This window comes from Streptomyces sp. NPDC050703, assembly GCF_040654435.1.
GTDB lineage: Bacteria > Actinomycetota > Actinomycetes > Streptomycetales > Streptomycetaceae > Streptomyces.
Genome location: NZ_JBFAHX010000028.1, coordinates 68,556 through 93,315, shown reverse-complemented (window position 1 = coordinate 93,315; position 24,760 = coordinate 68,556). Strand labels below are relative to the sequence as shown.

Annotated in this window: 18 protein-coding genes and 1 pseudogene; 6 read left to right on the top strand and 13 right to left on the bottom strand. The window is 72.6% G+C overall.

What is annotated here, in order from left to right; genetic code table 11:
- Positions 1-89 precede the first annotated feature (89 nt).
- From AB0I16_RS24410 to AB0I16_RS24395, 4 genes are all read right to left on the bottom strand, one after another.
- On the bottom strand, positions 90-2,027 hold the full coding sequence (locus AB0I16_RS24410; protein WP_363251645.1) for an acyl-CoA dehydrogenase family protein: 1,938 nt from the start codon (positions 2,025-2,027) through the stop codon (positions 90-92).
- 341 nt (positions 2,028-2,368) lie between these two features.
- Positions 2,369-3,814 (bottom strand): aldehyde dehydrogenase family protein, encoded by a 1,446-nt coding sequence (locus tag AB0I16_RS24405; protein ID WP_363251644.1) that lies wholly within the window; start codon positions 3,812-3,814, stop codon positions 2,369-2,371.
- A 213-nt stretch (positions 3,815-4,027) separates the two neighbouring features.
- On the bottom strand, positions 4,028-5,734 hold the full coding sequence (locus AB0I16_RS24400) for a PucR family transcriptional regulator (RefSeq protein ID WP_363251643.1): 1,707 nt from the start codon (positions 5,732-5,734) through the stop codon (positions 4,028-4,030).
- Positions 5,735-5,882: 148 nt separating this feature from the next.
- Positions 5,883-8,258, bottom strand: a complete 2,376-nt coding sequence (locus tag AB0I16_RS24395; protein WP_363251642.1) for an ATP/GTP-binding protein — start codon at positions 8,256-8,258, stop codon at positions 5,883-5,885.
- 343 nt (positions 8,259-8,601) lie between these two features.
- On the opposite strand from AB0I16_RS24395, the gene gabT reads away from it, so the two are divergent.
- Positions 8,602-9,936 carry a 4-aminobutyrate--2-oxoglutarate transaminase gene (gene gabT / locus AB0I16_RS24390; RefSeq protein ID WP_363251641.1) on the top strand — a complete coding sequence of 445 codons (1,335 nt, stop codon included), beginning with the start codon at positions 8,602-8,604 and terminating at the stop codon, positions 9,934-9,936.
- A gap of 260 nt (positions 9,937-10,196) precedes the next feature.
- Positions 10,197-11,078: a phosphatase PAP2 family protein gene (locus AB0I16_RS24385; RefSeq protein ID WP_363251640.1), complete on the top strand. Its 882-nt coding sequence runs from the start codon at positions 10,197-10,199 to the stop codon at positions 11,076-11,078.
- Here AB0I16_RS24385 and AB0I16_RS24380 read toward each other — a convergent pair.
- The 8 genes and pseudogenes from AB0I16_RS24380 to AB0I16_RS24345 form a co-directional block, all read right to left on the bottom strand.
- Positions 11,066-12,064 (bottom strand): annotated as a pseudogene (locus AB0I16_RS24380) (chitinase); the annotation flags it as partial. The gene AB0I16_RS24385 and the pseudogene AB0I16_RS24380 sit on opposite strands and share 13 nt — an antisense overlap.
- Before the next feature lie 295 nt (positions 12,065-12,359).
- Positions 12,360-12,851 (bottom strand): hypothetical protein, encoded by a 492-nt coding sequence (locus AB0I16_RS24375; protein ID WP_363251639.1) that lies wholly within the window; start codon positions 12,849-12,851, stop codon positions 12,360-12,362.
- A gap of 102 nt (positions 12,852-12,953) precedes the next feature.
- Positions 12,954-14,372 (bottom strand): FAD-dependent oxidoreductase, encoded by a 1,419-nt coding sequence (locus AB0I16_RS24370; protein WP_363251638.1) that lies wholly within the window; start codon positions 14,370-14,372, stop codon positions 12,954-12,956.
- 47 nt (positions 14,373-14,419) lie between these two features.
- The gene (locus AB0I16_RS24365; RefSeq protein WP_363251637.1) at positions 14,420-15,223 is read right to left on the bottom strand and encodes an ABC transporter permease; all 804 of its coding nucleotides are present in this window, start codon (positions 15,221-15,223) and stop codon (positions 14,420-14,422) included.
- Positions 15,223-16,158 carry an ABC transporter permease gene (locus tag AB0I16_RS24360; RefSeq protein WP_363251636.1) on the bottom strand — a complete coding sequence of 312 codons (936 nt, stop codon included), beginning with the start codon at positions 16,156-16,158 and terminating at the stop codon, positions 15,223-15,225. The genes AB0I16_RS24365 and AB0I16_RS24360 overlap by 1 nt, the downstream gene beginning before the upstream one ends.
- Positions 16,155-17,333: an ABC transporter ATP-binding protein gene (locus AB0I16_RS24355; protein WP_363251635.1), complete on the bottom strand. Its 1,179-nt coding sequence runs from the start codon at positions 17,331-17,333 to the stop codon at positions 16,155-16,157. The genes AB0I16_RS24360 and AB0I16_RS24355 overlap by 4 nt, the downstream gene beginning before the upstream one ends.
- Before the next feature lie 120 nt (positions 17,334-17,453).
- The gene (locus tag AB0I16_RS24350; protein ID WP_363251634.1) at positions 17,454-18,704 is read right to left on the bottom strand and encodes a spermidine/putrescine ABC transporter substrate-binding protein; all 1,251 of its coding nucleotides are present in this window, start codon (positions 18,702-18,704) and stop codon (positions 17,454-17,456) included.
- Positions 18,705-18,770: 66 nt separating this feature from the next.
- Entirely contained in the window at positions 18,771-20,273 is a 1,503-nt protein-coding gene (locus tag AB0I16_RS24345) for a gamma-aminobutyraldehyde dehydrogenase (protein WP_363251633.1), read from the bottom strand.
- 207 nt (positions 20,274-20,480) lie between these two features.
- Between AB0I16_RS24345 and AB0I16_RS24340 the strand changes: the two genes are divergently transcribed.
- Positions 20,481-21,056, top strand: a complete 576-nt coding sequence (locus tag AB0I16_RS24340; protein WP_363251632.1) for an NADAR family protein — start codon at positions 20,481-20,483, stop codon at positions 21,054-21,056.
- Between the two features lie 37 nt (positions 21,057-21,093).
- On the opposite strand, the gene AB0I16_RS24335 is transcribed toward AB0I16_RS24340, so the two are convergent.
- Complete coding sequence (locus tag AB0I16_RS24335; RefSeq protein WP_363251631.1) at positions 21,094-21,627, bottom strand: DUF4190 domain-containing protein; 534 nt, start codon at positions 21,625-21,627, stop codon at positions 21,094-21,096.
- A 419-nt stretch (positions 21,628-22,046) separates the two neighbouring features.
- Here AB0I16_RS24335 and AB0I16_RS24330 point away from each other — a divergent pair, with 419 nt between their 5' ends.
- Genes AB0I16_RS24330 through AB0I16_RS24320 form a run of 3 tightly spaced genes read left to right on the top strand, consistent with a single transcriptional unit; the run spans position 22,047 to position 24,720 of the window.
- Positions 22,047-23,102: an adenosine deaminase gene (locus AB0I16_RS24330; protein ID WP_363251663.1), complete on the top strand. Its 1,056-nt coding sequence runs from the start codon at positions 22,047-22,049 to the stop codon at positions 23,100-23,102.
- 21 nt (positions 23,103-23,123) lie between these two features.
- Positions 23,124-23,804: a glycerophosphodiester phosphodiesterase gene (locus AB0I16_RS24325; RefSeq protein ID WP_363251629.1), complete on the top strand. Its 681-nt coding sequence runs from the start codon at positions 23,124-23,126 to the stop codon at positions 23,802-23,804.
- A 22-nt stretch (positions 23,805-23,826) separates the two neighbouring features.
- Positions 23,827-24,720 (top strand): DUF72 domain-containing protein, encoded by an 894-nt coding sequence (locus AB0I16_RS24320; protein ID WP_363251628.1) that lies wholly within the window; start codon positions 23,827-23,829, stop codon positions 24,718-24,720.
- Positions 24,721-24,760: the final 40 nt, after the last annotated feature.

The window sequence follows — 24,760 nt, the reverse complement described above, 5'->3', positions numbered from 1 at the left end:
CATTGTGGCCGCAAGCCGTCTCCGTCAGGACCCCGCGGGCCCCGATGTGGCCCGCGTGGCGCTTGACGGGGGCCGTTCGCGGGGGGTGTTCAGTGGATCGGACGGTGGACGTTGTCCCGTTTCGAGGGGCCGAACGCGGCCTCCGCGATCCACGGGCCGTCCCCCGAGGGGTCGATGACGCCCGCTTCGAGCCAGGTGTAGGTCCCGGACAGGACGCCCTTGACCACCTTGCGGTCCAGGTCGTCGGTGTTGGTCCACAGCCGGGCGAAGAGTTCCTCGACGCGGATGCGGGACTGCCGGCAGAAGGCGTCGGCGAGCTGGTACGCCTCGCGGCCGTGGTCCTCGGTGGTGCGCAGGAGATCGGCGCGCACGCAGGCCGCGCTCATGGCGAACAGTTCCGCGCCGATGTCGACGACGCGGCCGAGGAAGCCCTGCTTGGTCTCCATCTTCCCCTGCCAGCGGGACATGGCGTAGAAGGTGGAGCGGGCCAGCTTGCGGGCGCCGCGTTCCACGTAGCGCAGGTGGCCGGAGAGGTCCACGTGGCCCTCGGGGTGGAACTCCGCGTACGCGTTCGGGAGCCGGCCGGGCCCGGTCACCAGTTTCGGCAGCCAGCGGGCGTAGAAGCCGCCGGCCCGCGCGCCCGCCCTGGCCTTGTCGGAGAGTGTCTTGTCGGGGTCGATGAGGTCGCCGGCGACCTTGAGGTGGGCGTCGACGGCCTCGCGGGCGATCAGCAGGTGCATGATCTCCGTGGAGCCCTCGAAGATGCGGTTGATGCGCAGGTCGCGCAGGATCTGCTCGGCGGGGACCGCGCGCTCCCCGCGGGCGGCGAGGGACGCGGCGGTCTCGAAGCCGCGGCCGCCGCGGATCTGGACCAGCTCGTCGGCCATCAGGCAGGCCATCTCGGAGCCGTACAGCTTGGCGAGGGCGGCCTCGATGCGGATGTCGTTGCGGTCCTCGTCGGCCATCTGCGAGGAGAGGTCGAGCACCGCTTCGAGCGCGAAGGTCGTCGCCGCGATGAAGGAGATCTTCGCGCCGACGGCCTCGTGGAACGCCACGGGCTTACCCCACTGCTCACGGGCGCCCGACCACTCGCGGGCGATCTTCAGACACCACTTGCCCGCGCCGACGCACATGGCGGGCAGCGAGAGCCGGCCGGTGTTGAGGGTGGTGAGGGCGATCTTCAGGCCCGCGCCCTCGGGGCCGATGCGGTGGGCGGCGGGGACGCGCACCCGGTGGAAGCGGGTCACGCCGTTCTCCAGGCCGCGCAGGCCCATGAAGGCGTTGCGGTTCTCGACGGTGACGCCCTCGGAGGCCGCCTCCACGACGAAGGCCGTGATGCCGCCCTTGTGGCCGTCTGACCTCGGCACGCGCGCCATGACGACGAGCAGGTCGGCGACGACGCCGTTGGTGGTCCACAGCTTCACGCCGTCGAGTACGTAGTGATCGCCGTCGGGCACGGCCGTGGTGGCGAGCCGCGCCGGGTCGGAGCCGACGTCCGGCTCGGTGAGGAGGAACGCCGTGATGTCCGTACGGGCGCAGCGCGGCAGGAAGACGTCCTTCTGTTCCTGGGTGCCGAAGATCTTCAGCGGCTGCGGTACGCCGATCGACTGATGCGCGGAGAGCAGCGCGCCGATCGCGGGGCTCGCGGAGCCGACGAGCGCGAGGGCCTTGTTGTAGTAGACCTGGGTGAGGCCGAGCCCGCCGTACTCCGTGTCGATCTTCATGCCGAGGGCGCCGAGCTCCTTGAGGCCCTTGATGACCTCGTCGGGGATCTGCGCCTCGCGCTCGATGCGGGCCGCGTCGATCTTCGTCTCGCAGAAGTCGCGGAGCCTGGCGAGGAACTCCTCGCCGCGGCGTGCGTCCTCGTCGGGCGGCGTCGGGTGCGGGTGGATCAGGTCGAGCCTGAAGCGGCCGAGGAAGAGTTCCTTGGCGAAGCTGGGCTTGCGCCAGTCCTGCTCGCGGGCTGCCTCGGCGACCTGCCGGGCCTCGCGTTCGCTCACGGACGGCTTTGCGGATGGTGCGGACATGAGGAGCTCACCTCGCCGCGGAGTGGGGCCCCACCGGGCCGGCCGGCCCGGCGTCGGCCCGTACGGTTGCCGACTGAGGCCGCGGGCGGGCACCCGCGGTCACGGTTACTGACTGGTGCTACTGGATCGTTGTTACCCGATTCGTCCCGGTCCCACCAGTCCTCGCGCAGCCTCCGCCGCCCCCGCGCAGGTCCGGGAGGCGGCGGGTCGGCTCCCTCAGGGGCAGCGGCGGCGGTGTCGCACGCCTGCTCGTGCGCGGTCCGGCTGCCGGGGCGAGCCGGGCGCACGGCAACGGCCGGAGCCCCCGCACAGTGGGCTCCGGCCGCCGGTCTCGCGGGGTGTTACAGCGCGAGGCCCGTGAGGACCATGACGCGCTCGTAGGTGTAGTCGTCCATCGCGAAGCGGACGCCCTCGCGGCCCACGCCGGACTGCTTCACGCCGCCGTACGGCATCTGGTCGGCGCGGTAGGAGGGGGCGTCGCCGATGACGACGCCGCCGACCTCCAGGGCGCGGTGGGCGCGGAAGGCGGTCTGCAGGTCGTGCGTGAAGACGCCCGCCTGGAGGCCGTACTTGGAGTCGTTGACGGCGGCGAACGCCTCCGCCTCGCCGTCCACCTTCTTCAGGGTGAGGACGGGCCCGAAGACCTCCTCGCAGGCGATCGTCACATCGGCAGGCACGTCGGCGAGCACGGTCGGCGCGTACGTGGCGCCGTCGCGCTTGCCGCCGGTCAGCAGCTTGGCGCCCGCCGCGACCGCCTCGTCGACCCAGGACTCCACGCGCTGGGCGGCGTCCTCGTTGACCAGCGGGCCGACCTCGGTCGCCGGGTCGGAGGGGTCGCCGGTGACCTGGGCCTCGACGGCCTTGACGACGCGCGCGACGAGCCCGTCGTACACGGAGGCGTCGGCGATGACGCGCTGCACCGAGATGCAGGACTGGCCGCCCTGGTAGTTGGAGAAGGTCGCGATGCGCGAGGCGGCCCAGTCCAGGTCCTCGTCGGAGGAGAAGTCGCCGAGGACGACCGCGGCGCCGTTTCCGCCCAGCTCCAGGGTGCAGTGCTTGCGCGGCACCGAGTCCATGATCGCGTAGCCGACCTTGTCGGAACCGGTGAAGGAGATCACGGGCATGCGCTCGTCCTGGACCAGGGCGGGCATCTTGTCGTTGGCCACCGGCAGGATGGACCAGGAGCCGGCGGGCAGCTCGGTCTCGGCGAGCAGTTCGCCGAGGATCAGGCCGGAGAGCGGGGTCGCGGGCGCGGGCTTCAGGATGATCGGCGCGCCGACGGCGATGGCCGGGGCGATCTTGTGCGCGCAGAGGTTCAGCGGGAAGTTGAACGGCGCGATGCCGAGGACGACGCCCTTGGGGAAGCGGCGGGTCAGGGCGAGCCGGCCCTGGCCGCCCGCGTCGGTGTCCAGGCGCTGGGCCTCGCCGCCGTTGAAGCGGCGGGCCTCTTCCGCGGCGAACCGGAAGACGGAGACCGCGCGGCCGACCTCGCCGCGGGCCCACTTGATGGGCTTGCCGTTCTCGGCGGAGATGAGCTGGGCGATCTCCTCCGTACGCTCGGCCAGCCCGCGGCTCACGTGGTCCAGCGCGGCGGCGCGGACGTGGGCCGGGGTCGCGGCGAACTCGTCGCGCACGGCGTACGCGGCGGCCACGGCCTCCTCGACCTGGGCGTCGGTCGGGACGGCGGCCCGGGCGACGAGCCGTCCGTCCCAGGGCGAGTGGACGTCGAGCGTGGTCTCGCCGGTGGTCTGGCGACCGGCGAGCCAGAAGGCGTGGATGGAAGTCATGTGATTCCCGGCCCTTCCGCGGAGGTGAGTCGTGGGGTACGTCCCTCACCGTAGGGGCAGCGGTCTCACCTGGTGTTTGTCCTACGCGGAGTGCCGGCCGGCGGCCTTGCGCCGCTTTGTACTGCCTGCCGCTCGCGGCCATGGCTCCATGGCTTTCCCGCCCGCCCGGCTGCCCGGCCGCGGGGTCTCCCCCGCGGGAGCCGGCGCACGGCCTCAGTCCTGCGGCATGGACGTCGCCTTCAGGCTGAGCCAGAGCTCCATGCGGACGTCCGGGTCGTCCAGGGAGCGGCCCAGGATCTCCTCGACCCTGCGCATGCGGTACCGCAGCGTGTGCCGGTGGACGCCGAGGTCGGCCGCCGCCGCGTCCCATTGGCCGTGCCGGGAGAGCCAGGCCCGCAGCGAGGCGACGAGGTCGCCGCGGCCGGTCGCGTCGTGGTCGTGCAGGGCGCGCAGGAGGCCGTCGGCGAAGGCCCGCACGGCGTCGTCCGCGAGCAGCGGCAGGACCGAGCCCGCGGCCAGTTCCTCGTGCTCGACCAGGGCGCGGCCCCTGCGCCGCGCGACGGACAGCGCCTGTTCGGCCTGCTTGTACGCGGTGGCCGCGGCGATCGGCCCGGCGGGCGCGGAGAGCCCCATGACCAGCTCGGCCTCCTCACCGGAGGCCGCGGCCTCGCGCCCCGTGCGGCGCCCGGCCTCCAGCGCCGCCGCGTACTCCGCGCAGGCCCGCGCGCCCGCGCCGCCGTCCACGGTGAGCAGCACGATCCGCTCCCCGTACGGGACGACGAGCAGGGCCTCGCCGGAGCGGGCGGCCGCGGTCTCGACGACGTCGACGAGCGCGGCGAGGGGGTCGCCGCCCGCGGACGAGGCGTCGGCCGGCACCGGGCGAGCGGCGGCCTCGCCGGGCGCGGCGGCGTCCTGCGCGGCCTCGCCGCCCCGGGCCCCGGCACCGCTGCCGGCGCCCGCCCGCACCCGCGCGGCCGAAGCGGACGCCACGTCGGCGACGACGAGACGGAAGGGCGCGTCGAGCAGGCCGCCGTAGAGGTCCCCCGCGACCGTGCGCGCGTGGTCGGGCTCCCCCGCGAGCAGCATCCGCAGCACGGCCGCGCCGATCCGCTGCTCGGCGGCGTGCAGCGACCGGGAGCGTTCCGTGGTCAGGGTGAGCAGGGCGATGGCGGAGTGCACCGCGTACCGCTCGGCGGTGCCGAGGGTGGACGCCGTGCCGACGGCGAGCGCGGCGCGCGGTCTGCGCCCGGTGCCGAGCGAGTGCAGCTCCACGCGGTCCTCGGTGCCCCCGACGACCGAGCTGGCGGGGGCCGGCCGCTCGCGGAGGCGTTCGACGTCGGCGGTGAGGCGGGCGGCCCTGCGGGAGGCCCACTCCGGTGCGGTGGCGACGACGGCGCCCGCGGCGTCGTACAGCGCGGCCCAGCCGTCGACCTGTCCGGCGAGGGCGAGCAGCAGTCCTTCGGGGCCGTCGCTCAGCGCCTGCTTGGTCAGTTCTCGCTGGGCGGCGAAGCCCGCGGTGACCGCCTTGTACTGCTCGGCGGCGATGGCGGCGGACACGGCCTTGCTGATGGCGAGGAACGGCGTGCGGCGCGGCACCTCGATGAGCGGCAGGTCCGCCTCGGTGGCGGCGTCGAGCAGGGCCTTGGGGATGCCGGGGTAGTGCACGCCGACGGCGAAGCCGAGGCCGACGACGCCGGCTCCGGCGAGCCGCCGCACATAGCGCCGCATGGCCGCGGGGTCCTCGGCGTCCAGTTTGAGCGCCGTGATCAGGAGCAGTTCGCCGCCCTCCATGTAGGGCACGGGGTCGGCGAGCTCGCTGGCGTGCGCCCAGCGCACGGGGGTGTCCAGGCGCTCCTCGCCGGCGCGCACGGTCAGCTTGAGCGCGGAGTGGTGGACGAGCGAGGCGAGCGTGGGCGGCATGGGACCTTCACGTCTGCGGCAGTGTGGATCTTTTGGCCGGTCCGTATGAACGACCTGTGTCGATTCTGCCTCACCGTACGGTACGGAGGCACCGCCGGTCCGCGTATCGGTTCGCCCCGCCGGACATGCCGTCCTGTGTTGTCCGGAACTACCCCCGCAGGTCGACGAGGAGTGGCGGTGCGTGCTCGCCGTCGACGGTGGTGAGCGAGAGCACGGCGTGGCCGGGGGGCAGGGCGTGGGCGAGGTCGGAGGCGGACCAGCGTTCGCGCTCGACCTTGCGGACGGTGACGGCGTCGGTCGTCACGGCCTTGCCGGTGACCAGCTTGCGCAGCGCGTGCAGGGCCCGGGTCATCGGCTGGTCGGCGAAGACCGTGTGCTGGGCGACCTCCTTGGTCTCGATCCACTCGGTGCCCCACGCCTCGGTGAACCGCCGTCCGTCCCAGGTCGTCACCCCGGAGAACGCCATGCGGCAGCCGACCGCCGCGTACAGCGGTCCCTGGAGCGGCTCGGGCACCTCGCCGACGGTGCGCAGGCCGAGCACGACGCCCGCGTTCAGGGACCGCAGCCGCTGGATGGCGCGCACGCTCTCCGCGGTGATGGTGCGGGCGGCGTCGTCGAGGACCAGGCAGGCGAAGTGCGGCCGCTGGGGGCGCCCGCGCACGACGTACGCGAACTGGGCGAGGAGCAGCCGCGCGAGCAGCCGTGACGCCTCTTCGTGGCCGTGCTCGGGCAGGTCGACGCGGACCCGGAGCGGGTGGTGGACGACGGCCCGCATCGAGAAGGGGTGCCCCTCGCCGCCGGGGTCGAAGAAGTCGGCGAAGACGGGCCTGTCGAGCAGGGCGAGGCGGTCGGCGAGGGCGGGCCCCGGGTCGCCCGGGGTGTGGGACTGGCGGATACGGGCGTCCAGTTCGCGGCGCATGGCGGAGTGCTCGCCCGCGGCGAGGCCCGCCTGGAGTGCGGCGAGTCCCGCCGGGTCGCCTTCGAGGAGTTCGCGCAGCACGGGGACGGAGGGGAAGCGGCCGTGCAGGGCGCGGTAGGGGCCGATGAGCTGGGCGAGGGCGGTGGCGGCGCGCTGGGTGCCGACGGTGTCGAGGTCGCCGACCAGGCCCTCGGCGAGGAAGGCGGCGGCCTCGTCGGCGTCGGCGCAGTCCGCGTACAGGTCGATGTCGTGCACGGACGTGGGGTCGCCGGGCCTCACCACCACGTCGTAGGAGTCGTCGCCGCCGAGGTCGGTGCCGGCGGCGCAGACGGCGACGACCGCGCACCGGCCCGTGAGCGCCCCGAGGGCGAGCGACTCGGCGACGGGCCGCATGAGCCTGCTGGTCTTGCCCGCGCCGGGCGGGCCGACGGCGAGCAGTGAGGTGCCGAGCACGGCCGGATCGAGGGCGGCGTGGGCGTTGCGCACCGCGTACGGATTGCGCTCGTCCGCCGCGAACCGGCCGATCCTGACCTGGCCCACGAGGAGGTCGTGCGTGGCGGTGCGCACGGGCAGGTCGCGCTGGCCCGAGGGGTGCGTCCAGGCGGCGGCGCCGTTGCGGGCGACCGTGTCGACGAAGCCGGCGAGCCCGGCCGGGTCGGCGGCGGCCGTGCGCCAGGCGTGGCTCACGCGGGCGCAGTCGACGTCGTTCATGCGCCCGCTGAGCAGCTCGGCGGAGAGCAGGTCGGCGGCCTTGTCGTGGCCCGCCGCGCGCAGCTCGGGCCAGTGGGCGGGGGCGTCGGCGGGGCGGGGCGGGGGCGGCGCGGGCCGCCGGCCGGCCGGGGACCTGCCGTCGCGCACCGCCTGCCACCAGCCGCCGATGCGGGCGAAGGGCCACAGCACGGCGATGGTCATGACCGCGTACAGGAGGTCGATGATCACGGGCGAGGCGAAGACGTCGAGACCGGCGACGAGGGCGACCAGCGAGAAGACGGGGTCGGCGACGGGCAGCGGGCGCCAGTCGAGGCCGAGGGCGCTCGGCCAGATGAGGAGCAGGGCGCCGACGGCCCCGAGGGAGGCGAGCACGGCGCGGGACGGCTGCGGGCGCCGCATCACGTAGTGGCGGATCGCGTCGGGCCAGGCGCCGAGACGCCCGACGGTGTAGACGAGGATGCCGAAGACGACGCCGTGGTAGACGATCTTGGCTTCCTCGCCCTGCCACTGCTTGGGCCGCATGCTGCCCGTCCAGTACCACTCCCCCGGCGTGAAGAGCCTCAGCGGGACCCACTGGTAGGGGACGGCGCCCTGCTGCCACACCGACCAGAAGAGCAGGCCGAGCAGGGTGGAGATCACCAGTCCCACGATGCGCCGCCGGTCGCCGCGCTCGGTGTCCGGCACGGGCTCCGGGGGCCGGTGGCCCTTGCGCCAGACGCCCGGCGACGTCGTGGGGCGCGGGTCGGCGAGCCACTCCGCCACGGTGGCGGAGCGCCCGGCTCCGGGCGGCTGCCTCGGCGGTGGCGGGGCGGTGGGGACGGCGGGTGGCGGTGGGAGCGGCACCGGTGCGGCCCGCTGCCGGTCGCGTGCCCCGTGAGTGCCCTCGGTGTCCATGGCCCTTGCCCCCTGACCTGCCGGTCCGCTCGTCGATCCGGGCTCAATCTAGTGCCCGTCAGGGGGGAGTTCACCGTTACGCGCCCGGTCCGTGCGGACCCCCGTCCAGCGGTATGTGTCCAAGTCGGACAACGGCCCGGCACAATCCCACCCCGATGGAGCATGACCGACTCCGCGCACCGCCCCTAATCTGCGAAGAAACCCCCGTGAGAACCCCGCGTGGGACCGGAGGACCCCGCGTGGACCAGAACCCCGCGTGGGACCGGAAACCCCGTGGGACCAGGCGAAAACCGGATCAGCCGCCGGCGGCAGCCGTCCAACCCCCCAGAACCAGGAGCCCCGCATGAGCGAGATCCCGCAGGAGCGTCGCGTCGTCACCGCCATCCCCGGCCCGAAGTCGCAGGAGCTGCAGGCCCGCCGTACCGCCGTGGTCGCCGGCGGCGTGGGCTCCGTGCTGCCCGTCTTCACCGCCCGCGCGGGCGGCGGCATCATCGAGGACGTCGACGGCAACCGTCTGATCGACTTCGGCTCCGGCATCGCCGTGACGTCCGTGGGCGCCTCCGCCGAGGCCGTGGTCCGCCGGGCCTCCGCCCAGCTCGCCGACTTCACGCACACCTGTTTCATGGTCACGCCGTACGAGGGGTACGTGGCCGTCGCCGAGGCGCTCGCCGAGCTGACGCCGGGCGACCACGAGAAGAAGTCGGCGCTGTTCAACTCCGGTGCCGAGGCCGTCGAGAACGCCGTCAAGATCGCCCGTGCGTACACCAGGCGCCAGGCCGTCGTCGTCTTCGACCACGGCTACCACGGCCGCACGAACCTCACGATGGCGCTGACCGCCAAGAACATGCCGTACAAGCACGGCTTCGGCCCGTTCGCCCCCGAGGTCTACCGCGTCCCCGTCGCCTACGGCTACCGCTGGCCGACCGGTGCCGAGAACGCCGGCCCAGAGGCCGCCAAGCAGGCCATCGACCAGATCAGCAAGCAGGTCGGCGCCGAGAACGTCGCCGCGATCATCATCGAGCCGGTGCTCGGCGAGGGCGGCTTCATCGAGCCCGCCAAGGGCTTCCTGCCGGAGATCGTGAAGTTCGCCGACGACAACGGCATCGTCTTCGTCGCCGACGAGATCCAGTCCGGCTTCTGCCGCACCGGCCAGTGGTTCGCCTGCGAGGACGAGGGCATCGTCCCGGACCTGATCACCACGGCCAAGGGCATCGCGGGCGGCCTGCCGCTCGCCGCCGTCACGGGCCGCGCCGAGATCATGGACGCCGCGCACTCCGGCGGCCTCGGCGGCACCTACGGCGGCAACCCGGTCGCCTGCGCCGGTGCGCTCGGCGCCATCGAGACCATGAAGGAGCTCGACCTCAACGCCAGGGCGAAGGCGATCGAGTCGACGATGAAGGCCCGGCTGACCGCGATGGCCGAGAAGTTCGACGTCATCGGCGACGTCCGGGGCCGTGGCGCGATGATCGCCATCGAGCTGGTCAAGGACCGCGCGACCAAGGAGCCGAACCCGGAGGCGACCGCCGCCCTGGCGAAGGCCTGCCACGCCGAGGGCCTGCTCGTCCTGACCTGCGGCACGTACGGCAACGTCCTGCGCTTCCTGCCGCCGCTGGTCATCGGCGACGACCTCCTGAACGAGGGCCTGGACATCATCGAGGGCGCCTTCGCCCGCGTCTGATCCAGCCGTCCCACGAGGCCCGTACGCACGCCCGTACGGGCCTCGCGCATGCCCACGGGCCCGCGCCGACGCCGCCGAACCGGTCCCCTGCGCCCCCTCGCACACCCCCTGACGTGTACGGACACCGTTCCTGGAGGACTCCGCCGATGACACCGTGGCGACAGGCCGCCGTCGGGGCGTGTGAAGAAGGTGTGCGGGCCCCATGGCTCTATGCCGATGTGCCTGTCGGGCCGCCATCGCCTGCCGTACGGTTTCTGCAGATGAGAGAAGCACCCCGCCCGCGGGAGACCGCGGGTGACACCAGGGCGGAGCCTCCCCGGTTCCGCCCGGGTCGTGCCACCGCGCACACACCCGGAGCGTTCTGCTCCGGAACTCCTCACCGATCGGATGGCCGCCCGCCCCACACCCCCCGGGGCGCGCGGCGACCCGATCCTTTCGGCCGCCCCGGAACCACCCCCCCTGTTCCGGGGCGGCCTCCCCTCCTCCCCTTTCCTCTCTCCCTGCCCCTGTGCGCCCTGCTGTTCGCGCTCGTCACCTGGCAGGTCGCCGCCGGCGGACCGCTGCGCCGCGCCGACGAGCGGGCCGGGCGGGCCCTGGCGGGCAGCCGCTTCCCCGACCGCGCCGCGGAAGCACTCGCCGACCTCGGCAACCTCGCGGTCGCCGTGCCGGTGCTCGCCGCGGTCATCGCGTACGTGGCCTGGCGCGGCCGTCGGGCCGGGGCACACCGCTGGTGGCTGCCGCCGGTGGCCGCGGCCGTCGCCATGGCCCTCGTGCCGCTGCTCGTCGTCCCGCTCAAGGCGGCCGTCGCCCGCCCGGGGCCGCCGGGCATGGCGGGCGACGGCTACTACCCCTCGGGGCACACGGCCACGGCCGCGGTCGCCTACGGAGCGGCGGCCCTGCTCCTGCTCCCCCTGCTGCGCGGCGCGCACGGCCGCCGCGCACTGCTCGTCGGCTGCGCCGCGCTGAACCTGGGGGTCGGCTTCGGCCTCGTGCGGCGCGGCTACCACTGGCCGCTGGACGTCGTGGCGAGCTGGCTGCTCTTCGCGATGCTGCTCCGGGTCCTGCTGGGGGTGACCGCCCGGTACGGGACACCCCCGCCCCCGTCCGGGGGCTCGTCCGGGGACGCGGCTCAGCCGAAGTAGGCGTCGAAGTTCCTGGAGAACTCCTGGCCGTTGAAGCGGTCCCAGTTGATCGACCAGGTCATCAGGCCCCGCAGGTCCGGCCAGGTGCCGTGGGTCTTGTACGTGCCGCAGTCCGTGCCCTTGGTCAGGCAGTTCAGGGCCTTGTTGACCTCGGCCGTGGAGACGTGGCCGTTGCCCGCGTGGACCGAGGCGGGCATGCCGATCGCCACCTTGCGCGCGGGCAGCGCCGGGAAGACGTTGTTCTTGTCGCCCGCCACGGGGAAGCCCGTCAGCAGCATGTCGGTCATCGCGATGTGGAAGTCCGCGCCGCCCATGAAGTGGTACTGGCCGTCCAGACCCATGATCGGCCCGGAGTTGTAGTCCTGGACGTGGAGCAGCGTGAGGTCGTCGCGCAGGGCGTGGATGACCGGGAGGTACGCGCCGGCGCGCGGGTCCTGGCCGCCCCACTTGCCGGTTCCGTAGAACTGGTGGCCGAGCTGCACGAAGAAGGTCTCCGGGGCCATCGTGAGCGTGAAGCCGGAGCCGTACTTGGCCTTGAGCGTCTTCAGCGCCGAGATCAGGTTCACGATGACCGGGGTCTTCGGGTTCTTGAAGTCGGTGTCGTCGGCGTTCAGCGAGAGCGAGTGGCCCTCGAAGTCGATGTCCAGGCCGTCGAGCCCGTACTCGTCGATGATGGCCGAGACGGAGGAGACGAAGGTGTCGCGGGCCTGCGCCGTCTTCAGCTGCACCTGGCCGTTCTGGCCGCCGATGGAGATGAGGACCTTCTTGCCCGCGGCCTGCTTCGCCTTCACGGCAGCCTTGAACTCGGCCTTCGTCTCCACGTTCGGGCACTCGGTCTTCGGACAGAGGTCGAAGCGGATGTCGCCCGAGGTCGCGGTGGTCGGCTCACCGAAGGCGAGGTCGATGATGTCCCAGCTGTCGGGGGTGTCCGCGAGGCGGGTGTAGCCGGAGCCGTTGGCGAAGCTGGTGTGCAGATAGCCGACGAGGGTGTGGTCGGCCCCGGCCTCCGCCCGCGCGGGGGGCTCGGCCGCGGGAGCCGCCGTGGCTCCGGCGGCGAGCAGGCCGGACGCGGTGAGCGCGCAGGCGAGGGCCGAGGCCACGGCGGCTCTTCGCAGGCCGCGCAGGGGGGAACGCTGGGGGGAACGCTGGGGAGAACGCGACGGGGGACGGTCCACTTCTGCCTCCGGGGCGTGGGGTGGAGGTGCTCGGGTGGTGGATGCGCGCCCGCCCAACTTGGTCCAGACCAATGCCGGTGTCAAGACCTCCGGCACTCCCGGGCGCTCACGTGGCTCCCCGTGCCGCCGCCTCGTGCATCGCGAGTTCGAGACGCGCCGGGTCCGTGAGCGTGCCCGAGCCGTCCGGCGGCACCAGCCAGCGCACGCCGCCCGCGGCCCGGCCAGGACGGGGCACGACGATCCAGGTGCCGAGGCCGACACCGCGTACGCCCGTGGCGACCCAGTGGGCGGCGGTGCCCGGCGGCACGAAGAAGCCGACGCGCGCGTCACCGTGGTCGGCGAGCACCGGGCCGGGGCGGTCGTGGCAGCGGGTCAGCACGTCGAGCGTGGCGCGCCCGAGGCCGCCGGGGACGATGAGCACGTCCCAGATCCTGCCCGCGGGCAGGAGCGTGACGCCGAGGGGGCTGCGCTCCCACTCCCAGCGGCAGGCGTCCGGATCGGGCGCCGCGGACACGAGCCACTCGACCGCCGACCTCCCCCGCGAGCCCCCGGTGCCACCCGTGCCACCCGTGCCACCCGAGTCACCCGTGCCGGTCATGCTGGACCTCCCTCTCCGTGCGTACGTCCCGCGTCCGCGGGACGTGTCACAGGTGAGAGGAGGCCCGGGGGCCGGGCATTACGCGGGTTTCGACAGGGAACTTCAGCTGTCGAAGCCGAGCCCCAGCTTGTCCATCGTTTTCAGCCAGAGGTTCCGCCTGCCGCCGTTGGCGTCGGAGCGGGCCAGTGACCACTTCGTGAGCGCCACGCCCGTCCAGGCGAACGGCTCCGGCGGGAACGGCAGCGGCTTCGTCCGCACCATTTCCAGCTCCGTACGCTCCGTGCGCTCACCGGAGAGCAGGTCCAGCATCACGTCGGCGCCGAACCGGGTCGCGCCGACGCCGAGGCCCGTGTACCCGGCCGCGTACGCCACGCGCCCCTTGTGGGCGGTGCCGAAGAAGGCCGAGAAGCGCGAGCACGTGTCGATCGCGCCGCCCCACGCGTGCGTGAAGCGGACCCCCTCCAGCTGCGGGAAGCAGGTGAAGAAGTGCCCGGCGAGCTTCGCGTACGTCTCGGGGCGGTCGTCGTACTCGGCGCGCACCTTGCCGCCGAACGGGTAGATCGCGTCGTAACCGCCCCACAGGACCCGGTTGTCGGCGGTGAGCCGGAAGTAGTGGAACTGGTTGGCGCTGTCGCCGAGGCCCTGGCGGTTCTTCCAGCCGATCGCGGCGAGCCGACCGTCGGTCAGGGGCTCGGTCATCAGGGCGTAGTCGTAGACGGGCACCGTGTACGAGCGCAGGCGCTTGACCAGCGAGGGGAAGACGTTCGTGGCGAGCGCGACCTGGCGGGCGAAGACCCTGCCGTACGGCGTGCGGACGGCCATCCCGGCGCCCGCCGGGGCCAGCTCCAGGGCGGGCGTGTGCTCGTGGACGCGTACGCCCTTCTCCAGGCAGGCCCGCTTCAGGCCCCACGCCAGCTTCGCCGGGTGCAGCATGGCGACGCCCTCGCGGTCCCAGAGGCCGCCGAGGAAGGTCGGCGAGTCGATGTGCTCGCGCAGGGCGTCCGCGTCGAGCAGTTCGGCGCCGCCGGCCAGGCCGCGGGCGGCCATCTCCTCGTACAGCTCGCGGAGTTCGGCCATCTGGTGCGGTTCGGTGGCGACGTCGATCTCGCCGGTGCGCTCGAAGTCGCAGTCGATGGAGTACCGCTTGACGGCCGCCTCGATCTCGTCGAGGTTGCGCGCGCCCAGCTCCTCCAGCTTCGCGATCTCGCCGGGCCAGCGGGCGAGGCCGTTGCCGAGGCCGTGCGTGAGGGAGGCGGCGCAGAAGCCGCCGTTGCGGCCCGAGGCGGCCCAGCCCGCCTCGCGGCCCTCGACGAGGACGACCTCGCGGTGCGGGTCGCGCTCCTTGGCGATGAGCGCGGTCCACAGGCCGCTGTAGCCGCCGCCGACGACGAGGAGGTCGCAGCGTGCGTCGCCGGTGAGGGCGGGCTCGGGGGCCGGCCTGCCGGGGTCGTCGAGCCAGTAGGCGACCGGCTTGGCGTCGGCGAGTGAGGTGGTCCAGCGGTTCATGGCGCCAGGGGCCATGATTTCCACTCCTTCGGTAACGGTGAGGGCGGGATAGCGGCGGTGCGCTATTTCGCCTGTTTGTTGCGGCGCCTGCCGACGAGCATTCCGGCGAGCACCAGGAGAACGGCGATGAGGAACATCGCCGTACCGATCACATTGATCTGCACGGGCGTGCCGCGCTGTGCCGAGCCCCAGACGAACATGGGGAACGTCACGGTCGAGCCCGCGTTGAAGTTCGTGATGATGAAGTCGTCGAAGGAGAGCGCGAAGGCGAGCAGCGCGCCCGCCGCGATGCCGGGCGCGGCGATCGGCAGCGTGACCCGCAGGAAGGTCTGCACGGGACCGGCGTAGAGGTCCTGCGCGGCCTGTTCCAGGCGGGGGTCCATCGACATGACGCGCGCCTTGACGGCGGTCACCACGAAGCTGAGGCAGAACATGATGTGGGCGATGAGGACGGTCCGGAAGCCCAGCTGCGCGCCCATGTTGAGGAACAGGGTGAGCAGCGAGGCGGCCATGACGACCTCGGGCATCGCCATCGGCAGGAAGATCAGCGAGTTGATGGCGCCGCGCGCGCGGAAGCGGTAGCGCACGAGGGCGAAGGCGATCATCGTGCCGAGCACGGTCGCGCCGATCGTCGCCCAGGTGGCGATCTGCAGGCTCAGTGAGAGCGAGCCGCACATGTCGGCGACGCCGCACGGGTCCTTCCAGGCGTCGAGCGAGAACTCCTGCCAGGAGTAGTTGAAGCGCCCTTTCGGTCTGTTGAAGGAGAAGACGGTGACGACGACGTTCGGCAGCAGCAGGTAGCCGAGCGTGAAGAGGCCGGCGACGACGACGAGATTGCGGCGCAGCCAGCGGAAGAACGCGGCCATCAGACGAGGTCCTCCGTCCCCGACTTGCGGATGTAGAAGGTCACCATGAAGAGGATGGCGGCCATGAGGATGAAGGAGAGCGCGGCGGCCGTCGGGTAGTCCAGGACGCGCAGGAACTGCGTCTGGATGACGTTTCCGACCATGCGGGTGTCGGTCGAGCCGAGCAGGTCCGCGTTGACGTAGTCGCCCGCCGCCGGGATGAAGGTGAGCAGCGTGCCGGAGACGACGCCCGGCAGGGAGAGCGGGAACGTCACCTTGCGGAACGTCGTGGACGGCTTGGCGTAGAGGTCGCCCGCGGCCTCGTGCAGCCGCCCGTCGATGCGCTCCAGGGAGGTGTAGAGCGGCAGGATCATGAACGGCAGGAAGTTGTAGGTGAGTCCGCAGATCACGGCGAGCGGGGTGGCGAGGACCCGGTCGCCCGCCGTGACGCCCAGCCAGCTGGTGACGTCGAGGACGTGCAGGGAGTTGAGGGCGCCGACGACGGGCCCGCCGTCCGCGAGGATCGTCTTCCAGGCCAGTGTGCGGATCAGGAAGCTGGTGAAGAACGGCGCGATGACGAGTACGAGGATGACGTTGCGCCAGCGGCCCGCGCGGAACGCGATGAGGTAGGCCAGCGGGTAGCCGAGCAGCAGGCACAGGACGGTGGCGGCGCCGGCGTAGAGCACCGAGCGCAGGAACTGCGGCCAGTAGTCGGCAGCCGCGTCCCAGTAGGTCGCGAAGTGCCAGGTGACCTTGAAGCCCTCTTCGAGGGAGCCGGTCTGCACGGAGGTCGACGCCTGGTAGACGAGCGGCAGCGCGAAGAAGACGAGCAGCCAGAGGATGCCGGGGAGCAGCAGCCAGTAGGGGACCAGCCGTCCGCGCCTGCGCGGCTTCCGGGCGGACAGCTCCTGCGGAGCGGGGGCCGTCGGCGGTGGTGCGTCGGTCACGGTCGTCATGCGGAGGCGTCCTCCTCGGCCTTCTCGACGCCCGCCGAGCCCGTTGTCCCGGCAAGCAGGGACTGGGCGGCGTCGAGCCCGAAGGTGTGCGCGGGGTTCCAGTGCAGGACGACCTCGGCGCCGGGCACGAGGCGGGTGTCGCGCTCGACGTTCTGCGCGTACACCTCGAAGGACGGGCAGACGGGGCTGTGCACGACGTACTGCGTGGACACGCCGATGAAGCTGCTGTCGGCTATGCGCCCCGTGATGCGGTTGCGGCCTTCCGGGATCTGCCCGGCGTCGTCGGCGTGGGTGAGGGAGATCTTCTCGGGGCGCACGCCGACCAGGACCTTGCCGCCGGTCGCGGTGGGGCCCGTACATCGGGCGAGGGGCAGGGTCAGTCCGCAGTCGCCCGCCTTGACGACCACGTCGTCGCCGCTCCTCGCGTCGACGTCGGCCTCGATGAAGTTGGAGGTGCCGAGGAAGTTGGCGACGAACGTGGTGCGCGGGTTCTCGTAGAGGTCGGCGGGGGCGCCGAGCTGCTCGACCCGGCCGCCGTTCATCACGGCCACGGTGTCGGCCATCGTCATGGCCTCCTCCTGGTCGTGCGTGACGTGCACGAAGGTGATGCCGACCTCGGTCTGGATGCGCTTGAGTTCGAGCTGCATCTGGCGGCGCAGCTTCAGGTCGAGGGCGCCGAGCGGCTCGTCGAGGAGGAGCACCTTGGGGTGGTTGATGAGCGCGCGGGCGACGGCGACGCGCTGCTGCTGGCCGCCGGAGAGCTGGTGCGGCTTCTTGCGGGCCTGCTCGCCGAGCTGGACGAGGTCGAGCATGTCGCCGACCTGGTTCTTCACGGACTTGATGCCGCGGCGGCGCAGGCCGAAGGCGACGTTCTCGAAGATGTCCAGGTGGGGGAAGAGCGCGTACGACTGGAAGACGGTGTTCACGGGCCGCTTGTACGGGGGCAGCGCCGTGACGTCCTGGTCCCCCAGGCACACCGTCCCCGAGCTGGGCTCCTCCAGGCCGGCGATCATGCGGAGCGTGGTGGTCTTCCCGCATCCGGACGCCCCGAGCAGCGCGAAGAACGAGCCCTGCGGCACGGTCAGGTCGAGCGGGTGCACGGCGGTGAAGGAGCCGTAGGTCTTGCTGATCCCGGTGAGGCGGACGTCGCCGCCGGTTTCTTGAGCAGAGGTCATGGTGTCGTCCAGGAAGGAGTGGAGGGGGCGGAGGCGTCCCGTGTCGTTCAGGGGCGCGGGGAACTGCGCGACCGGCCACGGCGGACCGGCAGTCGGAATACGGCCTCGTCCGCCGAAGCGTCACGCGCCGGTCAGCTTCGCGAACTTCTCCTCGTACGCGGTCTCTTCCTTCGGCGTGAGCGACCGGAACGCCCGGGACCTCGCCTTCATCTCCGCGTCGGGGATGATCAGCGGATTGGCCGCGGCATCCTCGTCGATCTTCGCGAGCGCGTCCCGTACCCCGTCGACCGGGCACACGTAGTTGATGTAGGCCGCGAGGCGGGCCGCGGGCTCCGGCTCGTAGTAGTAGTCGATGAGCCGCTCGGCGTTCCTCTTGTGGCGGGACTTGTTCGGGACGAGGAGGTTGTCCGTGGACGTGATGTAGCCCTGCTCCGGGATGTGGAAGCCGACGTCGGGGTTGTCGGCCTGGAGCTGCACGATGTCGCCGGCCCAGCCCAGGCAGGCGGCGATGTCGCCCTTGTCGAGGTCCGAGGTGTAGTCGTTGCCGGTGAAGCGGCGGATCTGCTTCTTGTCGACGGCCTTCTGGAGGCGGGCGACGGCGGCGTCGAAGTCGTCGTCGGTGAAGTCCGCGGGGTCCTTGCCCATGTCGATGAGCGTCATGCCGACGCTGTCGCGCATCTCGGAGAGGAACCCGACGCGCCCCCTCAGCTTCGGGTCGTCGAGGAGCTGCGACACCGAGGTGATCTTCTTCCCGCCGGTCGCCTTCTTGTTGTACGCGATGACGGTGGAGATGCCGGTCCAGGGATACGAGTACGACCGGCCCGGGTCCCAGTCGGGGTTCCTGAACTGGGCGGAGAGACGGGTGTAGGCGTGCGGCAGGTTGGCGGGGTCCAGCTTCTGCACCCATCCGAAGCGGATGAGCCGGGCGGCGAGCCAGTCCGTGACGCAGATGAGGTCGCGGCCGGTCTCCTGGCCGGCGGCGAGCTGCGGCTTGATCTTGCCGAAGAACTCGACGTTGTCGTTGATGTCCTCGGTGTACTTGACCGTGATCCCGGTGCGTCTCGTGAACGCCTCCAGGGTGGGCCGCCGGTTCTCGTCCTTCTCGTCGACGTCCATGTACTCGGTCCAGTTGGAGAAGGAGATCCGCTTCTCCTGGGCCGAGTGGTCCTCGGACGACACCTCGCCCTGCCCCTTGCCCGCCGCGGGGATGCCGCAGGCGCTGAGGGTGCCGAGCCCGCCGACGGCGAGCGCGCCGCCGGTGGCGGCGCGCAGCAGGGAACGGCGGGTCAGGGAGCCCCTGCCGTTGCGCAGGCTGCGGTGCATGGCGGCCAGTTGGGCCGGGGAGAGGTCGGTCGGCTCGTACTGCTCCATACGCGGGTTGCCCTTTCGGGAGGAAGGCGGCCGCCGGTCGCGCGGCCTGTGGCGGTGGCCCGTGGGCTATCGGTCCCCGAAGATCGTGCGGTGCCAGTCCTTGCGGACCACCGCGGTGTTGTCGAACATCACGTGCTTGACCTGCGTGTACTCCTCGAAGGAGTAGGCGGACATGTCCTTGCCGTAACCGGATGCCTTGTAGCCGCCGTGGGGCATCTCGCTGAGGATCGGGATGTGGTCGTTGACCCAGACGCAGCCGGCCTTGATCTCGCGGGTGGCGCGGTTGGCGCGGAACACGTCGCGGCTCCACGCGGAGGCGGCGAGCCCGTAGGGGGTGTCGTTGGCGAGCCGGATGCCCTCGTCGTCGCTGTCGAAGGGCAGGACCACCAGGACGGGCCCGAAGATCTCCGCCTGCACGACCTCGCTGTCCTGCGCGGCGTCGGCGATGAGCGTGGGCTTGTAGAAGGCGCCCGGGTGCTTCGGTGCCTCGCCGCCGGTCACCACGCGCGCGGAGGAGCGGGCCCGGTCGACGAAACCGGCGACGCGGTCGCGGTGCGCGTGCGAGATGAGCGGCCCCAGGTCGGTCGCCGGGTCGAACGGGTCGCCGAGCCGCACGCTCTCCATGAGATCGGCGACGCCCTGGACGAAGGCTTCGTAGAGCGGCCTCTGCACGTACGCGCGCGTGGCGGCCGTGCAGTCCTGCCCGGTGTTGATGAGCGCGCCGGCGACCGCGCCGTGGACGGCGGCTTCGAGGTCGGCGTCGTCGAAGACCACGAAGGGGGCCTTGCCGCCCAGCTCCAGGTGGAGCCGCTTGACCGTGGCGGTGGCGATCTCGGCGACGCGCTTGCCGACGCCGGTGGACCCGGTGAACGAGGTCATGGCGACGTCCGGATGCCCGACCAGGTGCTCACCGGCGTCCTTGCCCGCGCCGGAGACGATGTTGACGACACCGTCGGGGATACCGGCGTCGGTGGCGGCCCGCGCGAAGAGCAGCGAGGTGAACGGGGTCAGCTCGGCGGGCTTCAGCACGATGGTGTTGCCGGCCGCGATCGCCGGGAGCACCTTCCAGGCGGCCATCTGGAGGGGGTAGTTCCAGGGGGCGATGGAGCCGACGACGCCGATGGGCTCACGGCGTACGTACGAGGTGTGGTCTCCGGAGTACTCACCGGCCGACTGGCCCTGCAGATGGCGGGCGGCGCCCGCGAAGAAGGCGGCGTTGTCGACGGTCCCCGGGACGTCGAACTCCCGGCTCAGCTTGATCGGCTTGCCGCACTGCAACGACTCGGCCCTGGCGAACTCCTCGGCGCGCTCGGCGAGCACGCCCGCGAAGCGGTGCATGGCGTCGGAGCGCTCACCGGGGGTGGCCCCCGACCAGCCGGGGAACGCCTCGGCCGCGGCGGCCACGGCGGCGTCCACGTCGGCTCTTCCGGCGAGTTCGTACGAGAACACGTCATCGCCCGTGGCGGGGTCCACGACGGCGTGAGTGCGCCCCGACGTCCCCCTGGTCAGGCGCCCGGCGATGTACTGGGCGCCATCCGCGAAGTGGTCCTGCGCCTGGAAGTTGTGCATGCCGCTCTCCTCCGCCGTACGCCCCGTTCCACGGGGCCCGGCGTAGCTCCAGATCGATTTGAGTGCCGATCCTGACAGAGCGGTCAATGCTCAACAAGTGATTCCGTTGTTGCCTTTTGGTTACGCGACGGAATCTGTCGACCAGGTGTCGAGTCCTCCTGAAAAACCCAGGACGGAGTGTCAGTGGTGCGTGCCAGACTCGCGTGCATGACGGAGATCGACTCGGTCCGCTCGGTGGAGGCACTGCTCGCCGCGGTCCGGGCGGGGGAACCGGTGAAGTACCTGCACTTCTGGGGGCACACCCCGCACCGGGACGGCACGCTCGGGCGCGGCTGCCTCAGCCAGTGGTGGCCGTCGCCCTTCACGGTGGACGGCGTCTCGTACGCGACGGCGGAGCACTGGATGATGGCGGCCAAGGCCCGCCTCTTCGGGGACGCGGAGGCGGAGCGGGCCGTCCTCGCGGCGCGGACCCCCGCGGAGGCGAAGAAGGCGGGACGGCTCGTGCGGGGCTTCGACGAGGCGATATGGGCCAGGGAGCGGTTCGCGGTCGTGGTCGAGGGCAGCGTCCACAAGTTCGCGTCGGACCCGGCGCTGGGAAAGTTCCTGCGGGGCACGGGCCGGCGGGTGCTGGTGGAGGCGAGCCCTGTCGACCGGGTCTGGGGCGTGGGCCTGGCGGCCGACGACCCCCGCGTGGCCGACCCCGCTCAGTGGCGGGGGCCCAACCTCCTCGGCTTCGCGCTGATGGAAGCCAGGGCTCCGGCGGGACGCCCCGGGGCGGCCTGAGCCAAGCCCTCCCTGCGCTCCCGGCGGGGGAAGCGGCCTAGGCGATCGCGAACCCCACGGCGTGACTCGTCCCGTCGCGCACCCCCGCCGCCCCCGCGTCGAGGGCGTCGTCCGGTACCACGATCAGGAGGACCAGCAGGGCCGCCCCCAGCACGACGCCGACCGCCCCGCAGATGATCCCGGCCAGGGCCTGGCCGCCGTTCGTCGCCTCGCCGCGCTTCGCCTTGCCGCGGCCCACCGCCCCGAAGATCACCGCGAGGATGCCGAGGACGATGGCCAGCGGCCACAGGCAGAAGCCCACCGCCGAGATGACGCCGAGGGTGAGCCCGGTGACGCCCATGCCGTTCGCGGGCGCCATCGGCATGGCGGGCCACCCGTATCCCGCGGGCCCGCCGGGCACGTGCTGCCCCGGATAGCCGTACGCGGGGTACCCGTACCCCGGGTGCCCGTACCCGGCGTACCCGGGCCCGCCCGTGATCCCCTGCTGCCCCGGATGACCGGCGAAGCCCCCGTACCCGTAGGGCGTGGGCAGGTGTCCCGGCCCCTCCGGTGAGAGGGGAGGCGGCGGCACCGGCTCCCCGGGCGCCACGAAGGGATTGCCCGCGGCCGGTGGCGGCACAGGCCCCGGCACCGCTCCGGGCACCGGCCCCGCCCACTGCCCCGGTGGCACGGGCGCCGCCGGCTGCCGGGCCCCCCGCTCAGGCGGCGCTGCGTCCTCCGGCGGCGGAGCCCACGGGTCCCGCTCCCCCGGCGCCCCCGCACCGTCCTCGGGCATGGCGGACATGATGACGGCTCCCTCTTTCGTACGTTCCGTCATGCTACGGCCCTCGCTTCGCCGCGAGGCCCCGCGGCCTACGATGACCGGGACCCACCGATCAGCCGATCAAGCCCGTTCCTGGGGAGGAACCCGTGACCGACCAGCAGCCCGCAGCCGCGGCGAAGAAGGCGACCCGGCGGCCCGCGGAAGCGCCCGCACCGGCGTCCGCCGCCATGCCCGCGCCCGCGCCCTCGCCCACGCGGGACACCCACGCCTTCATCGCAGGGCTGCCCAAGGCGGAACTGCACGTGCACCACGTCGGCTCGGCATCCCCCCGCATCGTCTCCGAGCTCGCCGCCCGGCACGCCGACTCGGCCGTGCCGACCGACCCCGAGGCGCTCGTCGACTACTTCACGTTCACGGACTTCGCCCACTTCATCCAGGTCTACCTCTCCGTGGTGGACCTGATCCGCACCCCGGACGACGTACGGCTGCTCACCTACGAGGTGGCGCGCGACATGGCCCGGCAGAACGTCCGCTACGCCGAGCTGACCCTCACCCCATACTCCTCCGTCCGCCGCGGCATCGGCGACCGCGCCTTCATGGACGCCATCGAGGACGCCCGCCTCGCCGCCGAGAAGGAGTTCGGCACCGTACTGCGCTGGTGCTTCGACATCCCGGGCGAGGCCGGGCTCGCCGCCGCCGAGGAGACGCTGCGGCTCGCCGTCACGGACGGGCTGCGCCCCGAGGGCCTGGTCTCCTTCGGCCTCGGCGGGCCCGAGATCGGCGTGCCGCGCCCGCAGTTCAAGCCCTACTTCGACCAGGCGATCGCGGCGGGCCTGCACTCGGTGCCGCACGCGGGCGAGACCACGGGCCCGGAGACCGTGTGGGACGCCCTGAACCACCTGGGCGCCGAGCGCATCGGCCACGGCACCACCGCGGCCCAGGACCCGAAGCTCCTCGCCCACCTCGCCGAGCACGGCATCCCGCTGGAGGTCTGCCCGACCTCGAACATCGCGACCCGCGCGGTCCACACCCTCGACGAGCACCCGCTCAAGGAGTTCGTCGCGGCCGGGGTGACGGTGACGGTCAACTCCGACGACCCGCCGATGTTCGGCACCGACCTCAACAACGAGTACGCGGTCGCCGCCCGCCTTCTCGGCCTCGACGAGCGCGGCATCGCCGCCCTGGCGAAGAACGCCGTGGAGGCGTCCTTCCTCGACCCGGCGGGCAAGGCCAGGATCGCCGCCGAGATCGACACGTACACGGAGACGTGGCTCGCCGGCTGAGCACGGCAGCACAATGGGCCCATGCGCACCGTGACTGCTGTGGCCCACCGAGGCGATCCCTACCACGTCCGCGAGAACACCCTCCCGTCCCTGCGTTCCGCCCTCGGGAAGGGCGCGGACGTGGTGGAGATCGACGTCCGTCTGAGCAGTGACGGCGTGCCCGTCCTGCTGCACGACCCCACGCTCAAGCGCCTGTGGGGGTGCGAGCGCCCGCTCTCGGTGCTGTCCGCCGCCGAACTCGACGGCCTCACCGAGGGCGGCGTGCCGACGCTCGCCGCGGCCCTCGCCGCCACGGAGGGGCACCGCGTCATGATCGACCTGCCGGGCGCGACGGGCGAGGCGGTGCGCACGGTCGTCGGGGTCGTCGCGGAGTGCGGGGCGGCCGAGCGGGTGTACTACTGCGCGGGCGGCGACACGATGCTCGCCGTGCGGGACGCCGACCCGGCCGCGGAGATCGCGCTGACCTGGACGACGCTCGCCCCGCCGCGCCGCGTCCTGCTCGACGCGGTGAAGCCGCGCTGGCTCAACTACCGCTTCCCGCTCGTCGACCGCGAACTCGCCTCCGAGGTGCGCCGCCAGGGCTACCTCGTCTCCGCCTGGACCCCGGACACGCGCCGCTCGATGCGCCGTCTGGTCGACGCGGGCGTCGACGCCATCACCACCAACCGCATCGATGTCCTGGTGTCACTGCGCACGCCGTGACACATCGGGGTACCCGTACCGGATGAGCGAGATACTGGTGGGGACCTGTTCGTGGACGGACCGCGCGCTGCTGGCCAGTGGCTGGTATCCGCGGGGCCTGAAGGACGCGGAGGGCCGCCTGCGTCACTACGCGGGCAGCTTCCCGCTCGTCGAAGTCGACTCCACTTACTACGCGTTGCCCAGCGAAGGCACCTGCCGATCCTGGGCGGAGCGCACACCGGACGGCTTCCGCTTCGACGTCAAGGCCTTCTCGCTCCTCACCGGCCACCCGACCCGCCCGGCCGCGCTCCCCGCCGACCTGCGCGACCAGCCGGCGGGTCCCGGACTGCTCGACGCCGTATGGCAGCGCTTCGACGACGCCCTCGCGCCCCTGCGGGACGCGGGCCGGCTCGGCACCCTCCTCTTCCAGTACCCGCCGTGGTTCGCCCCGGGGCCACGGGCCGAGCGCACACTGGCCGAGTGCGCGAAGCGTGCCGCGGGCCGGCCGGTGGCCGTGGAGTTCCGCCACCCGGGCTGGTGGCGCGAGGACCGGGAGCCGCGCACCACCGCCCTCCTGACGGACCTCGGCATGTCCGCGGTGGCGGTGGACACGGCCCAGGGGCTGCCGCGTTCGATGCCTCCGGTGGCGCCGGTCACCGCGGACCGCCTCGCGGTGATCCGCTTCCACGGCCGCAGCCCGGCCTGGGGCAACGGCTCCAAGGAGGACAAGTTCCGCCACACCTACACGGACGCGGAACTGGCCGAGTGGCTCCCCCGTATACGGACGATGTCCGAGCGGGCGGACGAGCTGCACGTCCTCTTCAACAACTGCTGCGCTGACGCGGCGGTCCGCGCGGCGGAGTCCATGACCCGGCTCCTCGGCTGCCGACCCCTAGGGGAGACCCCTGCCAACGCCCCGGACGCGGCGGCGAGTTGACCCCCAGCCGATACGGGGGACGCCTCCTCCGCGTCGACGA